Origin of the sequence: Pseudomonas sp. BN414 (assembly GCF_029871275.1) — a bacterium.
GTDB classification, from domain to species: Bacteria; Pseudomonadota; Gammaproteobacteria; order Pseudomonadales; family Pseudomonadaceae; genus Metapseudomonas; species Metapseudomonas resinovorans_C.
The window spans coordinates 76,398-95,420 of the sequence record NZ_SSOL01000025.1; the positions used below are offsets into that span (position 1 = coordinate 76,398).

General features: G+C 60.0%; 15 protein-coding genes. All 15 read left to right on the top strand.

The genetic code is table 11. From position 1 onward, the window contains the following. Positions 1-104 precede the first annotated feature (104 nt). The 15 genes from E8E95_RS02810 to E8E95_RS02880 all read left to right on the top strand — a co-directional run bounded on the left by E8E95_RS02810 (position 105) and on the right by E8E95_RS02880 (position 18,894). Positions 105-1,265 (top strand): acyl-CoA dehydrogenase family protein, encoded by a 1,161-nt coding sequence (locus E8E95_RS02810; RefSeq protein WP_179058314.1) that lies wholly within the window; start codon positions 105-107, stop codon positions 1,263-1,265. A 10-nt stretch (positions 1,266-1,275) separates the two neighbouring features. Further along, complete coding sequence (locus E8E95_RS02815) at positions 1,276-2,469, top strand: CaiB/BaiF CoA-transferase family protein (RefSeq protein WP_179058251.1); 1,194 nt, start codon at positions 1,276-1,278, stop codon at positions 2,467-2,469. Then, complete coding sequence (locus tag E8E95_RS02820) at positions 2,469-3,317, top strand: CoA ester lyase (protein ID WP_179058252.1); 849 nt, start codon at positions 2,469-2,471, stop codon at positions 3,315-3,317. Before E8E95_RS02815 ends, E8E95_RS02820 begins: the two co-directional genes overlap by 1 nt. A gap of 209 nt (positions 3,318-3,526) precedes the next feature. Beyond that, positions 3,527-5,047: a 4-hydroxyphenylacetate 3-hydroxylase N-terminal domain-containing protein gene (locus tag E8E95_RS02825; protein ID WP_179058253.1), complete on the top strand. Its 1,521-nt coding sequence runs from the start codon at positions 3,527-3,529 to the stop codon at positions 5,045-5,047. A 62-nt stretch (positions 5,048-5,109) separates the two neighbouring features. Continuing rightward, complete coding sequence (locus E8E95_RS02830; protein ID WP_179058254.1) at positions 5,110-5,646, top strand: carboxymuconolactone decarboxylase family protein; 537 nt, start codon at positions 5,110-5,112, stop codon at positions 5,644-5,646. Positions 5,647-5,666: 20 nt separating this feature from the next. Continuing rightward, positions 5,667-6,686: a VOC family protein gene (locus E8E95_RS02835; RefSeq protein ID WP_280347964.1), complete on the top strand. Its 1,020-nt coding sequence runs from the start codon at positions 5,667-5,669 to the stop codon at positions 6,684-6,686. Between the two features lie 73 nt (positions 6,687-6,759). After that, entirely contained in the window at positions 6,760-7,731 is a 972-nt protein-coding gene (locus E8E95_RS02840) for a flavin reductase (RefSeq protein ID WP_179058256.1), read from the top strand. Further along, on the top strand, positions 7,728-8,660 hold the full coding sequence (locus tag E8E95_RS02845; RefSeq protein ID WP_179058257.1) for a fumarylacetoacetate hydrolase family protein: 933 nt from the start codon (positions 7,728-7,730) through the stop codon (positions 8,658-8,660). The genes E8E95_RS02840 and E8E95_RS02845 overlap by 4 nt, the downstream gene beginning before the upstream one ends. Before the next feature lie 43 nt (positions 8,661-8,703). Beyond that, positions 8,704-9,318, top strand: coding sequence for a glutathione S-transferase C-terminal domain-containing protein (locus E8E95_RS02850; protein WP_179058258.1), 615 nt, complete (start codon positions 8,704-8,706; stop codon positions 9,316-9,318). A gap of 16 nt (positions 9,319-9,334) precedes the next feature. After that, on the top strand, positions 9,335-10,246 hold the full coding sequence (locus E8E95_RS02855) for a LysR family transcriptional regulator (RefSeq protein WP_179058259.1): 912 nt from the start codon (positions 9,335-9,337) through the stop codon (positions 10,244-10,246). 536 nt (positions 10,247-10,782) lie between these two features. Continuing rightward, complete coding sequence (locus E8E95_RS02860) at positions 10,783-12,495, top strand: DUF1302 domain-containing protein (RefSeq protein ID WP_179058260.1); 1,713 nt, start codon at positions 10,783-10,785, stop codon at positions 12,493-12,495. An 11-nt stretch (positions 12,496-12,506) separates the two neighbouring features. Then, the gene (locus E8E95_RS02865; RefSeq protein WP_179058261.1) at positions 12,507-13,874 is read left to right on the top strand and encodes a DUF1329 domain-containing protein; all 1,368 of its coding nucleotides are present in this window, start codon (positions 12,507-12,509) and stop codon (positions 13,872-13,874) included. Between the two features lie 44 nt (positions 13,875-13,918). Beyond that, a complete protein-coding gene (locus E8E95_RS02870) occupies positions 13,919-15,031 on the top strand; it encodes a YCF48-related protein (protein ID WP_179058262.1) in 1,113 nt (370 codons plus the stop codon). 51 nt (positions 15,032-15,082) lie between these two features. Beyond that, positions 15,083-17,557, top strand: a complete 2,475-nt coding sequence (locus E8E95_RS02875; protein WP_256873284.1) for an MMPL family transporter — start codon at positions 15,083-15,085, stop codon at positions 17,555-17,557. Continuing rightward, positions 17,554-18,894, top strand: a complete 1,341-nt coding sequence (locus E8E95_RS02880; RefSeq protein ID WP_280347973.1) for an MFS transporter — start codon at positions 17,554-17,556, stop codon at positions 18,892-18,894. The genes E8E95_RS02875 and E8E95_RS02880 overlap by 4 nt, the downstream gene beginning before the upstream one ends. Positions 18,895-19,023: the final 129 nt, after the last annotated feature.

A 19,023-nucleotide genomic window follows, 5' to 3' on the forward strand; every position in this document is an offset into this window, starting at 1 on the left:
GCGGCCTCCAAAGAACCAAATCTCAAGCAGGTGCTTCTGTGTAGAAGCACCAGGGCACCGCTTTGCCACGATGCTCCCCACAGGACAGGAAAACCAATATGACCATGCTGTATGCCCCTGATGAACACCAGGAAATCCGTGACGCCGTACGCGCCTTGTGCAGCGAGTTTCCGGACGAATACTTCCGCAAGATTGACGAGCAACGTGCCTACCCGGAAGCCTTTGTCGACGCCCTGATCGGCGCTGGCTGGCTCTCAGCGATGATCCCCGAGGAATACGGCGGCTCCGGCCTGGGGCTTACCGAGGCGTCGGTGATCATGGAGGAAATCAACCGCTCTGGCGGCAACTCCGGCGCGGTACATGGCCAGATGTACAACATGAGCACGTTGCTGCGTAACGGCAGCAAAGCGCAGAAGGAAAAGTACCTGCCCAAGATCGCTTCCGGCGAGTTGCGCATCCAATCGATGGCGGTCACTGAACCCACTACCGGCACCGACACCACCAAGATCAAGACCAACGCGGTGAAGAAGGACGGTCGCTACGTGGTGAGCGGCCAGAAAGTGTGGATCTCGCGGGTACAACACTCCGACCTGATGATCCTGCTGGCGCGAACCACGCCACTTGCCGAAGTGAAGAAAAAGTCCGAGGGCATGTCGATTTTCATCGTTGACCTCAAGGACTCGATCGGCAAGGGCCTTACCGTGCAGCCGATCCCCAATATGGTTAACCACGAGACCAACGAGCTATTCTTCGACAGCCTTGAGATTCCCGAGGAGAACCTGATCGGCGAGGAGGGCAAGGGCTTCAAATATATCCTCGACGGGCTTAACGCCGAGCGCACATTGATTGCCGCCGAATGCATCGGCGACGGTTACTGGTTCATGGAGCGCGCCGTCAAATATGCCAACGAGCGCGTGGTGTTCGACCGACCGATCGGACAGAACCAGGGAGTGCAATTCCCGATTGCCGATGCCTTTATCGAGATCGAGGCAGCCAACCTGATGCGCTTCAAGGCATGCCAGCTGTTCGATGCCCACCAGGGCTGTGGTGCCCAGGCCAACATGGCCAAGTACCTAGCGGCCAAGGCCTCCTGGGAAGCCGCCAACGTGTGCTTGCAGACCCACGGTGGTTTCGGCTTCGCCAACGAATACGACATCGAACGCAAGTTCCGCGAGACCCGCCTGTACCAGGTCGCGCCGATTTCCACCAACTTGATCTACGCCTATGTCGCCGAGCACCTGCTCGGGCTGCCGCGCTCTTTCTGAGGAACCCGCCATGGCTACTAGCAATCCGGTTCTTCCACTCGAAGGCGTGACAGTCGTATCGCTCGAGCACGCAATAGCAGCGCCGTTGGCCACGCGCCACCTGGCCGACCTGGGCGCCCGAGTGATCAAGGTCGAACGCCCTGGCAGCGGAGATTTTGCGCGTGCCTATGACGACCGCGTCGATGGCCTTGCTTCACATTTCGTCTGGGTAAACCGCTCGAAAGAAAGCCTCACTCTGGACCTCAAGCAACCCGAGGCCCTGGAGATCCTCATGCAGCTTCTGGCCGAGGCCGACGTGCTGGTGCAGAACCTGGCTCCCGGCGCTGCCGCCCGCATGGGGTTGTCATTCGAGGCACTTGCACCCACCCATCCGAAATTGATCGTGTGCGACATCTCCGGCTATGGAGAAGGCGGGCCGTACACCCACAAGAAGGCCTACGACTTGCTGATCCAGAGCGAAGCGGGTTTTCTGTCGGTCACTGGTACGCCGGAGGATCGGGTGAAGGCTGGTATCTCGATTGCTGATATCGCCGCGGGAATGTACGCCTACACCAATATCCTTGGCGCACTGATCGAGCGCGGCAAAACAGGGCGTGGCCGGCGCATCGAGATCGCCATGATCGATGCGATGGTCGAGTGGATGAACTTCCCTCTGTACTACGCCTACAAGGGCCAGGAGCCACCGCGGCGTACCGGTGCGTCGCACGCGACGATCTACCCCTACGGGCCGTTCCGTGCCGGTGATGGTCGTACGGTGATGCTCGGTCTGCAGAATGAACGTGAGTGGGCGGTGTTCTGTGAAAAGGTCCTGGGCGACGCCTCCATCGCCATGGAAGAGCGATTCGCCAGTAACGCATTGCGTACTGCCAACCGGGATGTCTTGAGCAAGCTGATCGAGGACAACTTCGCCAGCCTTACGGCCGAAGCTGTCATGGCTCGCCTCGATGCCGCCGACATCGCCAATGCCAACGTCAGCACCATGAGCGACATCTGGAGCCACCCACAGCTGGAAGCGCGCCAACGCTGGACCCACGTGGATACGCCGGCCGGACCGGTCCCCGCGCTACAGCCGCCCGGCATGGGCGGTGAGTATCCCGCCCGCATGGGACCGGTGCCGGCACTCGGTGAGCATACGAACGCGATCCTGCACGAGCTTGGCTACACAGACCACGTTGTCGGTCTGCGCGACAGGAGGGTGGTGTGATGGCTATTCGTCAATTGAATCTGGGCCGCGCCCGCACCTTCCTGTTCGTACCCGCCAACCGTCCCGAACGCATTGGCAAAGCCTTGGCCACCGGCACCGATGTCGTGGTCGTGGATCTTGAAGACGCCGTGGCACCAGGCGACAAGACGGCCGCGCGGCTGGCTTTGTTGGCCTGGTTGAATGCCAACCCCGATGAACGTGTCACGGTACGGATCAATGCCGCTGACACCCAGTGGCACGAGGATGATCTGGAGGTCTGCCGTCATAGCGGTATCGCTGGGGTGATGCTGCCCAAGGCCGACAGTGCGGCGCAGGTCGAGCATGCCCATGACGCCAGCGGCAAGCCTGTGTTGTGCATTGTGGAAACCGGTCGCGGCATCGAGGCGCTGCCGCAAGTTGCCAGTGCACGGGGCTGCGCCCGATTGTTATTCGGCAAGCTGGATCTGGCCGTTGAACTCGATCTGATACCCGACGAATCAGACCCCGAAGAGCTGGTGTTCCTGCCGTGGCGCGCGCTGCTGGTGCTTGCCAGCCAGCGCGCGGGATTGCCCGCCCCGGTCGATGGAGTGTTCACGGTGATTGGCGACGACGCAGGCCTGGCCCGATATGCCGCACGAGCGCGCCGGCATGGCTTCAGTGGCCAATTGTTGATCCATCCTGGCCAGGTGACCACCACCGCAGCGGCCTTCACGCCTTCGGCTCAGGACATTACCTGGGCGCAGTCTGTCCGAGGTTTGGCCGAGGCCGCCAGGGGCGGGGTGGTGGTGCTCGACGGTCGCATGATCGATGCGCCGGTGATGGCCCGCGCCGAACGCATTCTCGCGTTGGCAGTGGAGTTTGGACTCTGAGTCGGACCGGTCGTCGTGGAGAAGTGATCGAGCACGCAGTCGAAGCCTCTGGCTGCGTGCTCTTTTCGATTTTGGAACAGCTCCTCGTCCAATTCACAAATTCTTTAATCGGTCCCACCTCAATACTATCCAAGCCTGCAAGCCACTGAATTCCGCGTGCGGTGGTGATACCGCCGCAGGCCAAACGTTTCAATGCAGGAGCAGTGCCCATGGAATACAACACCAACAAAAAATCGTCTGCCATGAGTGGAGCCCGACAAGGCGTGCGCAACGGAGCGGATTACATCGCCTCGCTCCGTGATGGTCGCTCCGTCTGGATCGATGGCGAGCGCATCAAGGATGTGACGGTGGATCACCGTTTCCGTGGTGCGATTCAATCCATCGCCGATCTGTACGACATTCAGTGCGACCCGGCGTTGCAAGACAAGATGACGTTCCAGTCGCCAACCTCCGGCGCACGTGTTGGGCGCTCATTCATGCTGCCTCGCTCTGCCGAGGATCTGCGTCTGCGTCGGGAGATGATGAAGACCTGGATGGATGCAGTGGGCGGCATGATGGGCCGCACTCCCGACTTCCTCAACGTCATGGTCAGCGCCCACGCGTCGGCCTATGAGCTGTTTGCCGCGGGCGGAGAACAGTTCGGCCAGAACATCCTCAACTACCACGAACACATTCGCGAGAACGACCTGGCGCTCACCCACTCGCTGGTGTCTCCGGATATCGACAAACGCCTGCAGATGTTCGAACAGCCTGGCGACATGGTGATGCGCGTGGTGCGCGAATCCGATGCCGGTATCTACGTTTCCGGCGCCCGTTCAGTTGCCACCCTCGGCCCACTGGCCAATGAGGTGCTGATCATGCCAGCGGCCGCCAAGTTCCCGCTGGTGGAAGATGCCGAAGCCTACGCCGTAGGTTTTGCGTGCCCCATCGATACCCCCGGGATGAAGATGATCTGCCGTCCCTCGCTTCCCACCAAGGGCCGCTTTGCCAACGATCCGCTCTCGGCGCGGATGGACGAGATGGACGCCGTTCTGTGGTTTGACGAGGCCTTCATTCCTTGGGAGCGGGTGTTCATGTACCGCAGCATCAAGGCCGTGGAATCTGCAATGAAGTCGCCCTCCGGCCCCCATGGTTCGCATCAGTCGGCCACGCGCTCGTTGGCCAAGATGGAGTTCCTGCTGGGCATTGCCTACAACCTGACGGAAGTGAACCACAGCCGCTTCCCGAACGTGATGGTGCAACTGTCGGAGCTGGTGGCCTACGTTGAGACCCTGCGCGCCCTGATTCGCGTGTCCGAAATTGATTGCATCAAGGGACCAGGCGACACCGTGGTGCCGTATGAGCAGCCGCTCAATGTGGTGCGCGCACAGTACCCGGCGATGCACGCCCGGGCACTGGAGATCCTGCAGCTGCTCGGTGCTGGCAACGTGGTGGTGGCGCCAACGGTCGAGGATCTCTACAGCGAAAACGGTCCGGCCATCGAGCGTTACTGTGCCGGCGCCGACATTCCCGCCGAACGCAAGATGCAGCTGTTGCGCCTGGCCTGGGATGCCTCCTGCTCGTCCTTTGCCGGGCGGCAGAACCTGTACGAGAAGTTCTTCTCCGGCGACCCGTGGCGCAACGCTCAGATGCGCGGCGAACGCTATCCAGGTGCCCGCGAGGCACAGGACCGGGTGTGGGCGTTCCTGGATCGCAATGGCGAATGGGAACAGCGCATCAACGGCAACTAGTCGCAGGCTGCCGTAGTACCGCTACGGCAGCTGACCTCTAACAAGAATGTGCGGAGTTCTGTATGCCTCGTATCCACCTGCCAACCCCGGACGAAGAGCCAGAAGCATTTGCCCTGCTTCAGGCTAAGCGTGGCCATGCGCCGAATGCGCAAATCTTTCGCACCCTGGCCATCTGCCCGGAAATTCTCGACGTATTCATTCCCATGGCCGACGCCGTTCGCAACGGCTATGGCATCGATCCCAAGTTGCGGGAAATGGCCATCGTGATGGCGTGCCAGACCATGGGCACCAGTTACGAACACGACCCCCATTGGAATCGGGCCATCAAGGAAGGCGTCTCCAAGGAAAAAATGTTGGCGCTCTGGGATTTCGAAAAGAGCCCGCTGTTCTCCGACCTCGAGAAGGCCGTTCTGCGCCTGTCACGGGATGCGACCCGTGCGCCCGCGCAGGTCAGTACGGGTGTTTGGGAGGCCGTTTACCACGCCCTTGGCCCTAAGCAAAGCGTGGCGCTGCTCTTCAATATCGGTTGGTACAACATGACCGGCCGGTTGACTGGCCCGCTCGAACTGAGCAACGAAGCCGATTTCACTCGACTCTAGAAGACACCCGGAGACTCACCATGCCATTGCCAAAACCGGTCTATTACCCACCATTCAATGTCACCCGCTCCAGCCACGCCATCATCACCTCCCGTGACCTGGAAGCCAGCCGCGATTTCTATGAGCAGGTCATCGGCCTGGTCCTGACTGAACGCGACGCTGACACCTTGTATTTCCGTGGCTTGGAAGAGGTGTGCCACCACAGTCTGGTGATCAAGCGCCACGACGGCGCGCATGAAGCCGAAGCGATCGGCTTTCGGGTTTACACCGAAGAAGAGTTGGACAAGGCAGAGCACTTCTACAAATCCAAAGGCCTGCCGGCCCGCTGGATTGAAGTGCCGCATCAGGGCCGCACGCTGTTGGTCAACGACCCGGCCGGAACCCCGGTCCAGCTTTGCGCCACCATGACCACCACCCCCCGTCTGTATACGCAATTTCAAGACTTCAAGGGCGGCGCGGCCATGCGCTTCGACCATTACCAGATCCAGGTTCCCAATGTTCAGGAGCAGACGGATTTCTACGCGGAAATGGGTTTTCGCATTTCCGAGTACATGGCGCTTGATGAGAAGTTGATTGCGACGTTCATGTTCCGCAAACCCGGCACCCAGGACATCGTTTTCCTGGAAAACCCGGGCCCGCGCTTGCATCACTTTGCCTACACCGTTTCCGACTCCCACAGCATCCTGCGCGCCTGCGACATTGCGGGAAATATGGGCATGGGCGATGTCGTGGAGCGAGGTCCGGGACGTCATGGTCCAGCGGGGGTGTTGTTCGTTTATCTCCGCGACCCCGATGGCCATCGCGTGGAGCTGTTCTGTGATCACTACCTGTTGATCGATATCGAGGTTGAGCCTGTCGGCTGGGATGTGCGCAAGCCCGGCTTGTCCCTGCGCTGGGGGCTGCCGCCTCAGGAGTGCTGGTTCAACGAGACCACCCCGTTTGGTGGAGTTGCGACCAAGCAGCTGGACCACGAGCGCGGCCCGCTGTCGACGCTTGAGACCTACCTGGCCGAAAAAGCACGCGCCAGGGCCGCCAAGTAGTGGAGCAGGGGGCCACTTCGGTGGCCCCTGTGTAACTCGGCGCAATCGAATTGCAAGAGAAGAGGCATTCGCGATGACTACGCAGGCATCAACCCAAATAGACTCCGTCCAGGCAGGCCCACGCTTCGACGGCCGCGCCTTGCGCGACGCATTCGGCTCGTTTGCCACTGGCGTGACAATTGTCACCACGGCCGGCCCGGGCGGTGTGGACATCGGTTTGACCGCCAACAGCTTTTCCTCGGTGTCCCTGGATCCGCCGATGGTGTTGTGGAGCCTGGCGAGAACATCCCTGAACATGGATGCATTTCGCAACAGTGGGCATTTCGCCGTGCATATCCTGTCGGCAGACCAGGAGGCGCTTTCGTCGCGCTTTGCCAGCAAAGGCATCGACCGCTTCGAGGGCCTTGCGCTGGATCGCGGCCCGGACGGCATTCCGCTGTTGCCGGACTGCATGGCCCGTTTTTCCTGCAAGCTGGCTTACCAATACGAAGGCGGGGATCACGTCATCTTCGTCGGCGAGATCGTCGACTTCGGCCACTCCGCGCGTAAGCCGCTGGTATTCCACGGGGGACGCTACGGCATGTTGCTGCCCAAGCAGGCCGTTGCCGCGGTTGAGTCGGCGGATGAGTTCAGCAACCTGTCATCCGATGACCTGCTGTTCCAGGTTTCCAACGCCTATTTCCAGACCCGGCAGAGCGTGATCGATCGGCTTGAGTCCCACGGCTGGTCTGCAGAGGAATACGCCGTGCTGAGCATCATCGGTCGTGAGGATGGGCTGTGCGTACCCGAGATCGTGGCACGTAGCGAGAAAGTGCGCGGGCAGGGGATCTCCACGGCGATCGTGCTGAACCTCATCGAGCGCGGGCTGCTGCATGAAGTCGACTGCACTGATGGTCCGGTGGCTGTTCGGTTGACCGCTAAAGGCCGTCTGGCGGTGCTGGAACTAATCGCCATACGCAAGTCCAGCGAAGCGGATGTCCAAGGCAGTCTGGATCCGAGCGAAGTGCAGCTGCTCAAGCACCTACTGGCCCGGCTCGACTCATGAAGATTGCACGCTACAAATCTGCGGCCGGCCCTGAACGGCTCGGCGTCGTAACCGTCACCTCGGGTCTTGAGCGGCTGGTGGATGTCGCAAAGGCTGCCGCTGCCCGTGATGGCCTAGACACGCCCACTACGGTGATGGACCTGATCGAGGGTGGCGCACGGGCGATGGATGCCACCTACGACTTGCTTGACTGGGCCGCGCAACGCCAGGACCCCATCTGGATGGATGACCCGAGCACCGTGCAGTGGCTGACACCGGTGCCGGAGAAGTCCATGTTCTGTGCCGGCCGCAACTTTGGGCGGCACCTGATGGAGTCGAAACAGGGTGATACCGCCAACGCCAGCAAGCTGCATAGCGACTTTCCGACAGGATTTATAAAGCTTGGGCGAACGCTGGTTCCTCACAAGAGCCAGGTGAAGCGACCTGCGGACGTTCGCAGTCTCGACTACGAAGCCGAGATCGCATTGGTGCTGGGCCGGGCCATCGATGCGCATAGTGATATCGATCCGGCCAGCGCGATCTTCGGTTACACCATTTTCAACGACCTGTCCGCGCGTGAATGGCAGCTGCGTGAAATGCAGAACGGCATGCTGATGCTGGGGAAGAACTTCCCGGGTTTTGGTCCGATCGGCCCCTACATTCTTACTGCCGACGAGGTGCCGGATCCCACTGCGCTGGTGCTGTGGCTGAAGGTTAACGGCCAATTGCGTCAGCACTCCGACTGCCGCGACCTGATCTTTGGCTTTGGCGAAATGGTCGCATTCTGGTCGCGCTTCGGTCTGATGCCGGGAGACTTGATCAGCACAGGGACACCCGAAGGCGTGGCCTTGCACCATAAGCCCGATCCGCAGGAGTGGTACCTCAAGCCTGGCGACCGGGTAGAGGCGGGCGTGCATGGCATTGGTGTCCTGGAAACGCTCATCGTCTAGCCCCTCACCACTCCAATTCCCACCATTACCTATGGAGCGTCTTATGAAGCTGTATTTTTTGCCGGGTGCCTGCCAGATCGGCATCCATGCCTTGCTCGCCGAAATCGGCAAGCCGTTCGAGACCGAGAAGGCAGCTCGTCCCGGCACACCAGAGTTCGAGGCGTATACGAAGGTCAATCCGAAGGGGAAAGTCCCCGCGCTGATTCGCGATGACGGATCGCTGCTCACCGAGTTCCCGGTGATCGCGCTCTATCTGGCGCGCATCAATCCGGAGAGAGAACTGATCCCGACGGACATCGAAGGCGAGATACGTGTATTGGAAATGACCGAATACCTGGTATCTACCGTTCACATGCAAGGCTACACTCGCGCTCGTCGACCCGAGAAGTTCACGCCGAGCGAAGCTGACCACGCGGCTGTGAAGGCCCAGGGCCTGAAAATTTTCCAGGCCGGGCTCGACCGGGCGGAACGACAGATCAACGGCAAAGACTGGCTGTTCGAGAAATTGACCATCGCGGACTTTGCGCTCTTCTACCTTGAGCACTGGTGTGTGCTCAACGGCATCGGGTCGCTAGGTCCAGGCTGTCAGGCACACCATGATCGCCTGTGGTCGAAGGTGGACATCCGTCGCGCCGTCGAGTCTGAACTCATCACCTAATGCTGAGCGCTGCACCATGGACATGCTGTTGAAGTTGAAGGCTTTCGTCGTGACCGCCGACACCGGTAACTTCTCAGCTGCCGCGCGCACGTTGTACACCTCCCCGTCGGTGATCATGAAGCGGGTTGATGAGCTCGAATGGGATTTCAAAACCACGTTGTTCGACCGTTCGACCAGGCGACTGACGCTGACGGACACCGGACAAAGCTACCTGACTCATTCACGCCAGCTGCTGCGCTCATACAACGACATGGTCAGCGGCGCGATTTTGAGCCCTGGCAGTATCGAAGGCCCGATCCGGGTCAAGGCGCCTGCGGTGCTGATCCGCCAGGGCCTCGGTGAGCTGTTCACCCGCTACCTTGCAGAGAATCCACTGGTTCAACTGGAAATCGTCGCTTCTGACAGGGGCGGCAATCCAGCGGAAGAGGGCTTTGATATCTCGGTCGGGATGGATCAGATGGCCTATTCGGATGTGGTCGAGCAGGTCATCCGGCCCTTTCCCCGGCTGTTGTGCGCGGCCCCTGCTTATCTTTCACGCTGCGATGCGCCGCTGCATCCCCGCGACCTGATCCACCACCCCTGTCTGACGTTTTCCATCGCCGGTTCCATCTGGGCGTTCAACTCGCCAGAGGGGAGGGTGGAAGTGGATGTGCACCCCGTGCTTATCACCAATGATGAAGGCTATCTGTGCGCCGCCGCCCGCGATGGCCATGGGATTGTCCAGCTGGCACTGCCGGTGGTGGCCGATGCCCTGCAGGCCGGGGAGCTCGTGCCTGTGCTGGAGAGGTTTTCGCTGGTCGAGCGCTGGGTAAAAATCATGGTACCGGCTGCCCGACTGGAACTGACGCGGGTAAAGCTGCTGTTCGACAGGATGGCCAGGCATCTGGCTGCCAACGGTGCCGAAGAAGCAGACCCCGTAGGTCCTTGATGCGGAGTCACGCGACAGGTCTTCACCATCTGCATGTGTGAATTACGCCGGGTCTAGGCGCTGCAACAGCGCACTGAACATGCAGTTCCGGCGTCCATTCCAGTAACAATTTCTCCAATCGAACGGCCACCTTTGTCGGGCTGGTCCGGCGTGCGCGCGCGTTTGCCAGACCCGTCTAAAAGCCGCAGACCAGGTGGTTTCTCCATCGGCCGAGCAGTCAGTCGGCTCCCCGGCATTGCCATCAAAATTCCGGCTGCGGTGCAGCGGGATTAATCATTATCCCTACTGAAACACCGCTGCAATACTCCGGACAACACAGATGCGATCCAGCCGGAACAAGGGCTCGCCATGCATCTTTTCAAGCCTGGGCTCTGTGTTGCTTGCACTACGAATTGCTCGTGCTACGTATTCAGGACAGCACCACAAAATCATGGGAGACGTCTCTTGTAAGTGGCCGTGACTGGCCGGTGATCCTGTTTACCGGGCAGATCAGCAATCGGAGTTCATGCGTCAAACAATCTCTCCAGGAGACAACGATGCAAATAATAAAAATAAAATTTGCAATGCCGTACGACGTTTTGTACCGCCAGAGCCTGAATTCGGTGATTGCCGTCGCCGCTTTGATGGCTACGGGCTACTCATTGGCCGCGCCGATCGATGTGGGTAACCCCGATATCAAGCTGCGCTGGGACAATACGGTCAAGTACTCTGCCAGCATGCGTGTCAAGGACCAATCTGACACCCTAACCAAGAATGTCCCCCCAACTCCGGGTGGCGGAAAAGGCCCCGCTGCGCTGAACGGCGACGACGGCGATCGTAACTTCAAGCGCGGCAGGCTCATCTCCAACCGATTCGATCTGCTGTCCGAAATGGACTTGGTCTATCGCGAAGATTTCGGCATGCGCGTGAGTGGGGCAGCCTGGTACGACGACGTCTACAACCGCGAGAACGACAACGACTCTCCCGCCACTAATAACTCGCTGTCAGTGCGCAACAATAAGTTCACCGATGACACGCGTGAACTGCACGGAAGAAAGGCTGAGATCCTGGATGCCTTCGTCTTTGGTGGCACTGACATAGGCACAGCCCGCGTGAGTGGCCGCCTGGGCCAGCACACAGTGCTCTGGGGCGAGAGCCTGTTCTACGGCGCCAACGCCATTGCCGGAACCCAGTCGCCGGTGGATGCGATCAAAGCATCATCGGTACCCGGATCGACCACCAAGGAAATCATCATGCCGGTGGGGCAGTTCTCGGGCCAAATCCAGTTTTCTCCGGCGCTGACCCTAATTGGGTTCTACCAATACGAGTGGGATGCTACCCGCCTGCCCGCAGCCGGCAGCTACTTCTCGGTTGCGGACTTCCTGGGTGATGGCGGCGAGCGGATTCGAGTCGCGCCCGGCGTGCCAGGCAATGGTTTAGCGCGCGCAGGTGATATCAGTGCACGCGATAACGGCCAGTTCGGCCTGGGCTTGCGCACACAGTTGGGCGATTGGGAGTTTGGCGTCTATGGGATTCGTTACCACGCCAAGACGCCGGTGGTTTATTCCCGAGTGCCTGCTCCGACTGGCATCAGCGGTGCTGGGCTGGGGACGTACCAGTTGGTGTATCCGGAGGACATCAAGGCGTTCGGTATCAGTGCCACCACAACGGTGGGTTCGCTCAACTACGCCGGTGAAATCTCGGTGCGTCGTGATACGCCGCTGACCAGCCTACCGCAGAACGTGGGGCGTGCTGAGGCGGACAACAACAACCATGCGTTTTATGCCATCGGCAATTCGTTCCATGCCAACTTGTCGATGATCTGGAGCATGCCGCGCAACTTCCTGTCCGACGAGCCTACCCTCACCATGGAAGTGGCCTACAACCAGATGACCAGTTGCACCAGCAACTGCAACGCCATGGACCCAGGTCTGGATCGACGCGCGGAAGCGGTGCGTGCGGTATTCGCTGCACCGCAGCGCAACGTGATGGACGGCCTGGACCTTACGCCATCGTTCACCGTGGGCTACAACCACGGCAAGTCTCCAGTGGTGCAGCTCGGCCCCAACAATGGCGGGGACATGACCTTCACGCTGGCGGGCAACTATCTGACCGTGTGGGACTTCTCTCTGGCCTACACCCACTACTACGGCGGAGAAAACACCGCCACGTATGCCTCCACTGACCCCACCGTTAACGGCACCTTCACCTTCGCCCAGACATTGAAAGATCGGGATTTCGTCTCAGTGTCGCTGCGTCGCACCTTCTAACGGAGAACCACATGAGCATTTTCTCTCGCTTTACCCTCCTGGCATTGGCGTGCGCCACGCTCGCGGCACCGACGGTCCAGGCCGCCGTAACGGCTGACGAAGCGGCCAAACTCAAGACCGCACTGACTCCGGTGGGCGCAGAGCGTGCCGGTAACAAGGAGGGAACGATCCCTCCGTGGGAGGGCGGCTATCCGGTCGATGCTTCGTACACCTCGCCGGCGGTTCCTGACCTGTTTGCCAATGACAAGCCCCTGCTCACCATCACGCCGCAGAACGCAGCGCAGTATGCGGATAAGCTGACCGAAGGGACTATGGGGCTGCTGCAACGCTTCCCGAACTTCAAGGTTCAGGTGTTCCAAACCCGACGCACCGCAGCGGCTCCGCAATGGGTGTATGACAACACTTTCGCGAACGCCACCCGGGCGACGATGGATCCAAGTGGCGAACTTGGTCCTTTCCCGAAGGGCACCTTTGGTGGCACCCCGTTCCCAATCCCAAAGAACGGCGAAGAGGCGATCTGGAACCATCTGCTGAGATGGACCAGCCCTGGCTACCAAACGGCGCCTAGCCTGGCGCGAGTTACCCCTGAGGGCAAAGTGATTCCGGTCTCGCAGAACGTGGCGAAAAGCTCGTTCCCGTACTACGACCCGAGCAGCAACCTGGAAAAATGGGAAGCCGCAGGTTCCAACATCGTGGTGCGCCGCGTCGATACCTCGGGTCCACCCATCCGCGCCGGCGAGATTCTGCTACAGCGCGTAAACATCAATGACATCGAATCCAAGACCTGGGTGTACCTGACCGGCCAGCGCCGTGTTCGCCGCCTGCCGCTGACCTGCTGCGATGTGCCGAGCCCGGTGGCGGGCGGCATCCTGAACTTCGACGAAGTTGAGGTGTACTCCTCGTCCATCGGCCGTTACGACTGGAAGCTGGTGGGCAAGAAGGAAATGTACGTGCCCTACAACACCAACAGCTACCACCAGGCGCCGTCCCTCGACAAGTTGATGACCGCGCAGACCGTGAACCCTGATTTCGTGCGCTTCGAGCAACACCGAGTGTGGGTGGTGGAAGGCACGCTCAAGCAAGGCCAGCGTCATGTGATTCCTCGCCTGCGTGTGTACCTGGATGAAGACACCTGGATCGCTGTGGCAGGCGAGCGTTGGGATGCTCAGGGGCAGCTGTGGAAGGTGACCTATAACCTGCCGACCGTGTTCCCGGCGGCACCAGGGACCATCGTGGCCGGCTATATGTCCTACGACCTGATCGGTGGTGGCTACTTCGCGTCTGCCTACTTCCCCCGCGAACAACAGGTAAACCTCAAGGCCTCAATGCCAGAGCGGATCTTCACTCCTGAGTCGCTTGCTGGAGAGGGCGTGCGTTAAGGCTGTAACCCGCCAGAACTACAAACCCTGATGAGATGGGCAGTATGAACAACAATAACAATGAAGGCTTCGACGGCTCGCGCCGGACGCTGTTGCTGTTGGGAATGGGCGTGGGGCTGCAGGTGCTGCTGGCCCCCACCATGGCCTCCACCACAGTAGCGGTCGTCTCGGCAATCATGGCCGACCCGTTGCGCCAGCCAGCCACTATGACTCACCGAGCAGCACACGCAGTGCTGACCCGCGTGGTTCTGGCCGGTGACCGGCTGGTGGCAATGGGCGAGCGCGGCCTGGTCGTGTTGTCCGACGACGGTGGCCGACAGTGGCGCCAGGCGCGCGTGCCGGTCAGCGTAACTCTGACCTCGGCGAGCTTCGTCGATGCTCATCAGGGCTGGATCGCTGGCCACAGTGGTGTTGTGCTGCATACCACTGACGGCGGCGAAAGCTGGGCCCTACAGACCGATGGCAAGGCGCTCGCTCAGGCAACTCTGGCTCAGGCCCAGGGCTTGCCTGAAATCGACGCCGACCGTGAACGCCTGATCGCAGATGCTCAGCGTCTGGTGGATGACGGCGCAGACAAACCGTTGCTATCGATCTGCTTTGCCGACGCGCTGCGCGGAATGGTGGTGGGCGCGTTCGGCTTGGCAGCTACCACTGACGATGGCGGCAAGACATGGACTCCTTGCCGGGATCGTTTGGCCAACCCAATGCGTATGCATCTCTATGCGGTTGCCCGCCATGACAAGACCTGGGTGATCGCCGGAGAGCAGGGCGTGCTCATGCGTAGCAACGATGATGGCGCCAGCTTTGAATCGCTGGCTGCACCTACGGAGCGCACCTTGTTCGCCGTCACGCCCACGCGCAATGGTGGTTTTGTGTGCGCCGGGTTGCTGGGGGCTGCTTGCCGCATTGATCGGGGCAGCACAACCGCTGCCCCGATCGAGTTGCCGGCACCCTTAACTGTCTTGTCTGGCGTTGAACTGCGTGATGGCCGGGTGGCGCTGCTGGCACAGGGCGGGCGGCTGCTGGTAAGCCGCGACGGAGGTGTCCACTTCACCGAGCAGCCCCTTGCGCGGCGAGAGCCTCTGACCTCGCTCGCCGAAGCCCCTGATGGTGGTCTAGTTGCCACCAGCATGGGCGGGGTTGCCCGGCTTGGCTGACGCCACCCGTTCTCACGATCACGCGACGCGCCACACAACGAGTCCAACGATATGACCACTGTGACCCCAACCTCGACCGCAGCATGCCGGCTCGAAGACTTTGATCCGCGCTCGGGCTCCCGGCTCGAACGTGCCGTTTTCAACCACCGGATCCTGGTGCTGCTGCTGTCCGTGCTGGTCACGATCATGCTCGGCTTCAGCGCGTTGAGCCTGAATCTCAATGCCAGCTTCGAAAAGACCATTCCCACCAATCACCCGTACATCACCAACTACCTGGACAACAAGAAAGAACTTACCGGTCTGGGGAATTCGGTGCGCATCGCTGTAGAAGCACGCAAGGGCAACATCTACAACGCGAGCTATATCGACACGCTGCGCCAACTCAACGACGCCGTGTTCATGCTGCCTGGTGTGGACCGCGCGTTCATGAAGTCGCTGTGGACGCCCAACGTCCGCTGGACGGCGGTGACCGAGGAAGGCCTGGACGGCGGTCAGGTTATCCCTGATCACTATGATGGCTCGCCGGCCAAGCTCGAGGAGCTGCGTATGAACGTGCAGCGCTCGGGCGAAATCGGCCAGTTGGTAGCGGCCAATGGCGGCTCCACCGTGCTCCAGGTTCCGTTGCTGGAGCGTGATGCTTCCGGCAAACCGCTGGACTATGCAGCCCTGTCCGAGCAGTTGGAGCAGCTGCGCGCAAAATACAGCAGTGACGAGGTAGCCATTCACATCACCGGCTTTGCCAAGCTGTCCGGCGATCTTATGGATGGCATGCAGGAGGTGATCGGGTTCTTCTTCATCGCTCTGGTCATCTGTGCAGCGATGGTGTTCTTTTACAACCGCGACCTGGTCAGCACGGCGCTGGTGGTGATTACCTCGGTGACCGGCGTGTTGTGGCAGCTGGGTCTGCTGCCGCTGCTGGGGTATTCGCTGAACCCATATTCCATGCTGGTGCCCTTTCTCATCTTCGCCATCGGCATTAGCCATGGCGCCCAGAAAATGAACGGCATCCTGCAGGACATCGGGCGTGGGACGCACCGCTATGTGGCCGCCCGTTACACCTTCAGGCGCCTGTTTCTGGCCGGCCTCACCGCGCTGTTGGCTGACGCCGTGGGCTTCGCGGTGCTGCTGATGATCGATATCCCTGTTATCCGCGAACTGGCCATCGCCGCCAGCTTGGGCGTGCTGGTACTGGTGATTTCGAACCTGATCCTGCTGCCGGTGCTGTTGAGTTATGTAGGAGTGAGCCGTAAAGCAGCCGAGAGGGCAGTACGCCGAGAATCAGCTTCCGCGGCCGGGCAGAGCAGTGCCTTCTTTAGCTGGCTGGTCAGCTTCACCGAGGGGCGACGCGCCATGCTGGCTGTAGCCACGGCGGTGGCTCTGGCGGTAATTGGCATTGCCATTGGCACCCAGCTGAAGGTCGGAGACCTCGACGCCGGTGCACCGGAACTGCAGGCCGACTCACGTTACAACCGTGATGTGGCCTACCTGACGAAAAACTACGGTGCCAGCAATGACCTGTTTGCCATCATGGTCAAAACCTCCGATGGCAACTGCAGCCAGTACGACGTGCTGCGCCGCGTCGATCAACTCGAATGGGAGCTGATGGATCTGCCCGGTGTGGAGTCCACTCAGTCGATTGCGCGGCTGCAACGGCGTCTGATGGTTGGCATGAACGAAGGCAGTCCGCTGTGGTACGACTTGCTGAGCAATCAGAGCATGCTCAACACCATCACTGCCCGGGCACCGCGGGAACTGTACAACGAAGAATGCAACCTGCTGACGGTGTACGCCTACCTGCGTGATCACCGCGCCGAAACCCTGCAGCAGGTGGTCGACCTGGTCGAACGCTTCGCTCAGAAGAACAATGACAAGGACGCTACCTTCCTTCTGGCGGCCGGCTCGGCGGGGATCGACGCCACCACCAACATCGTGGTTCACAAGGCCTGGTACCAGATGTTGTTCATGGTCTACGGGGCGGTGGCGCTGCTGTGTTTCATCACCTTCCGTTCCTGGAGGGCGGTGCTGGTGGCCATGCTGCCGCTGATGCTCACTTCCGTTTTGGCCGAAGCGCTAATGGTTGTCTTGGGGATGGGCGTGAAGGTGGCGACCCTGCCAGTGATTGCGCTTGGCGTAGGCATCGGGGTGGACTACGCGCTGTATGTGCTGAGTGTGACCCTGACCCGCATGCGCGCCGGCACCACGTTGAAAGAGGCCTATGCCACTGCGTTGCAGTTCACCGGCCGGGTGGTGCTACTGACGGGGGTGACCTTGGCGGCAGCGGTCGCGACCTGGCATTTCTCCAGCATCAAGTTCCAGGCCGACATGGGCCTGCTGCTGGCCTTCATGTTCCTGTGGAACATGCTCGGGGCGTTGGTTCTGATCCCGGCCCTGGCGCGCTTTCTGCTGCCTCGCGCCCGTGAAGGCTCCAGCTGCGATACGGCCGACGTTGCGGCCCAAACTGTGGGTTCGACGTCCAGGGCACCGGGTCAAACCAACAAATTGGCGTACGAGAGATGCCTGCCATGAGCAATTTTATGAGTGCGCCGCTATCGGGCAGACCGCAAGTTGACGTTACGCAGGTTATCGACGGCGGCAAGTTCAATTCATTCAGCGTGCAGGTGGCGGTGATCTGCTTTCTCGCGATCGTGTTCGACGGCATCGACAGTGCGCTGTTCGGCACGTTGCTTCCCGCCATCATGACCGACATGAGAATGGGCCCCGCCGAGGCCGGGATTCTGGCAAGCGTTGGGCATATCGGGGCCGTGGGTGGTGCGATCATCTTTGGCGTGGCGGCCGATGCAATTGGTCGCAAGCGGATGATGCTGATCGGCATGACGGTGTTCATTATCTTCACTGCCGCGTGCGGCCTGGCTCAGGGGCTTGTTGACTTCGCCATCTACCGCTTTGTCGCGGGTTTTGGCCTGGCCGGCATCGTTCCGATTGCCGTGGCGCTGGTCTTTGAATACACGCCGGGCAAATGGAAAGCGATGGTTTCCAGTGTGTCCTATACCGGAATCTCGGTGGGCGTGTTGATCTCGGCATTGCTATCCATCGCGTTTCTATCCACCTTCGGATGGCGGGCGATATTGCTTGGAACCTTCGTCTGCATCGTCCTCGTTCCCATTGCGCTGGTGTGCTTGCCGGAGTCGATGTCGATCTTGGTGAAGAAGGGCAAAAGCGCGGAGGTTGGTAGGGTCTTGAAAAAGGCCGATCCGCAGTTTGTACCCAGCGCCAACGACGAATACCTACTGAAAGAGCCTCCGGCTGCCAAGGTGCCATTGAAGCGTCTTTTCCAAGGTGGCTACGCACGCAACACGCTGTTTCTGGGTATCGGGATGCTCTGCATCATGATGATTGCAGTCACCCTTACGACCTGGATCGCACAGTTGATGGTTCAGCGCGGGTATTCGCTCACAACAGGCGTGAGCTTCATCCTTGTGTTTACCTGCAGCAACTTCATCTCCACGCCATTGGCCGGATGGATGTCGGGGAAGATCGGTTACAAGAAAGTGTTCGCAATTTACATGCCTGTTCTATTTGTTTCGATATCGCTGATTGGCGTTATTCAAACTCCATTCATCGCATTGATTTGCATGTTTTTTGCGGGCTTTGCGGCGATGGGGGCAACTTGCATTCTCTTACCCTACGTCGGATCGCTATATCCTATGAGCTTTCGCTCATCCGCGATGGGCGTGATTTACGCTATTGGCCGGACTGGCCCCATTATGGGTCCCGCAATTGCCGGCTTTATGCTGGCTGGCGGAATCAGTGTGCCGATCATCCTGATTTGCATGGCTGCACCTAGTTTGGTGGCCCTCATTGCGTTTCTCCTCGTGAAAGAGAGCCCCTTGCAGAGTATGTAGTAGCAACTGCTTATACAGATTTAGTATTGGTTTGTGCGCCATTTTGTCGTTGCTTGCATAGCGCAGGCTCGAACCCGGCTGCTTCACAATCGATGTATTAGGTGTTTTTCAACAGAAAAGCGAGAGGTC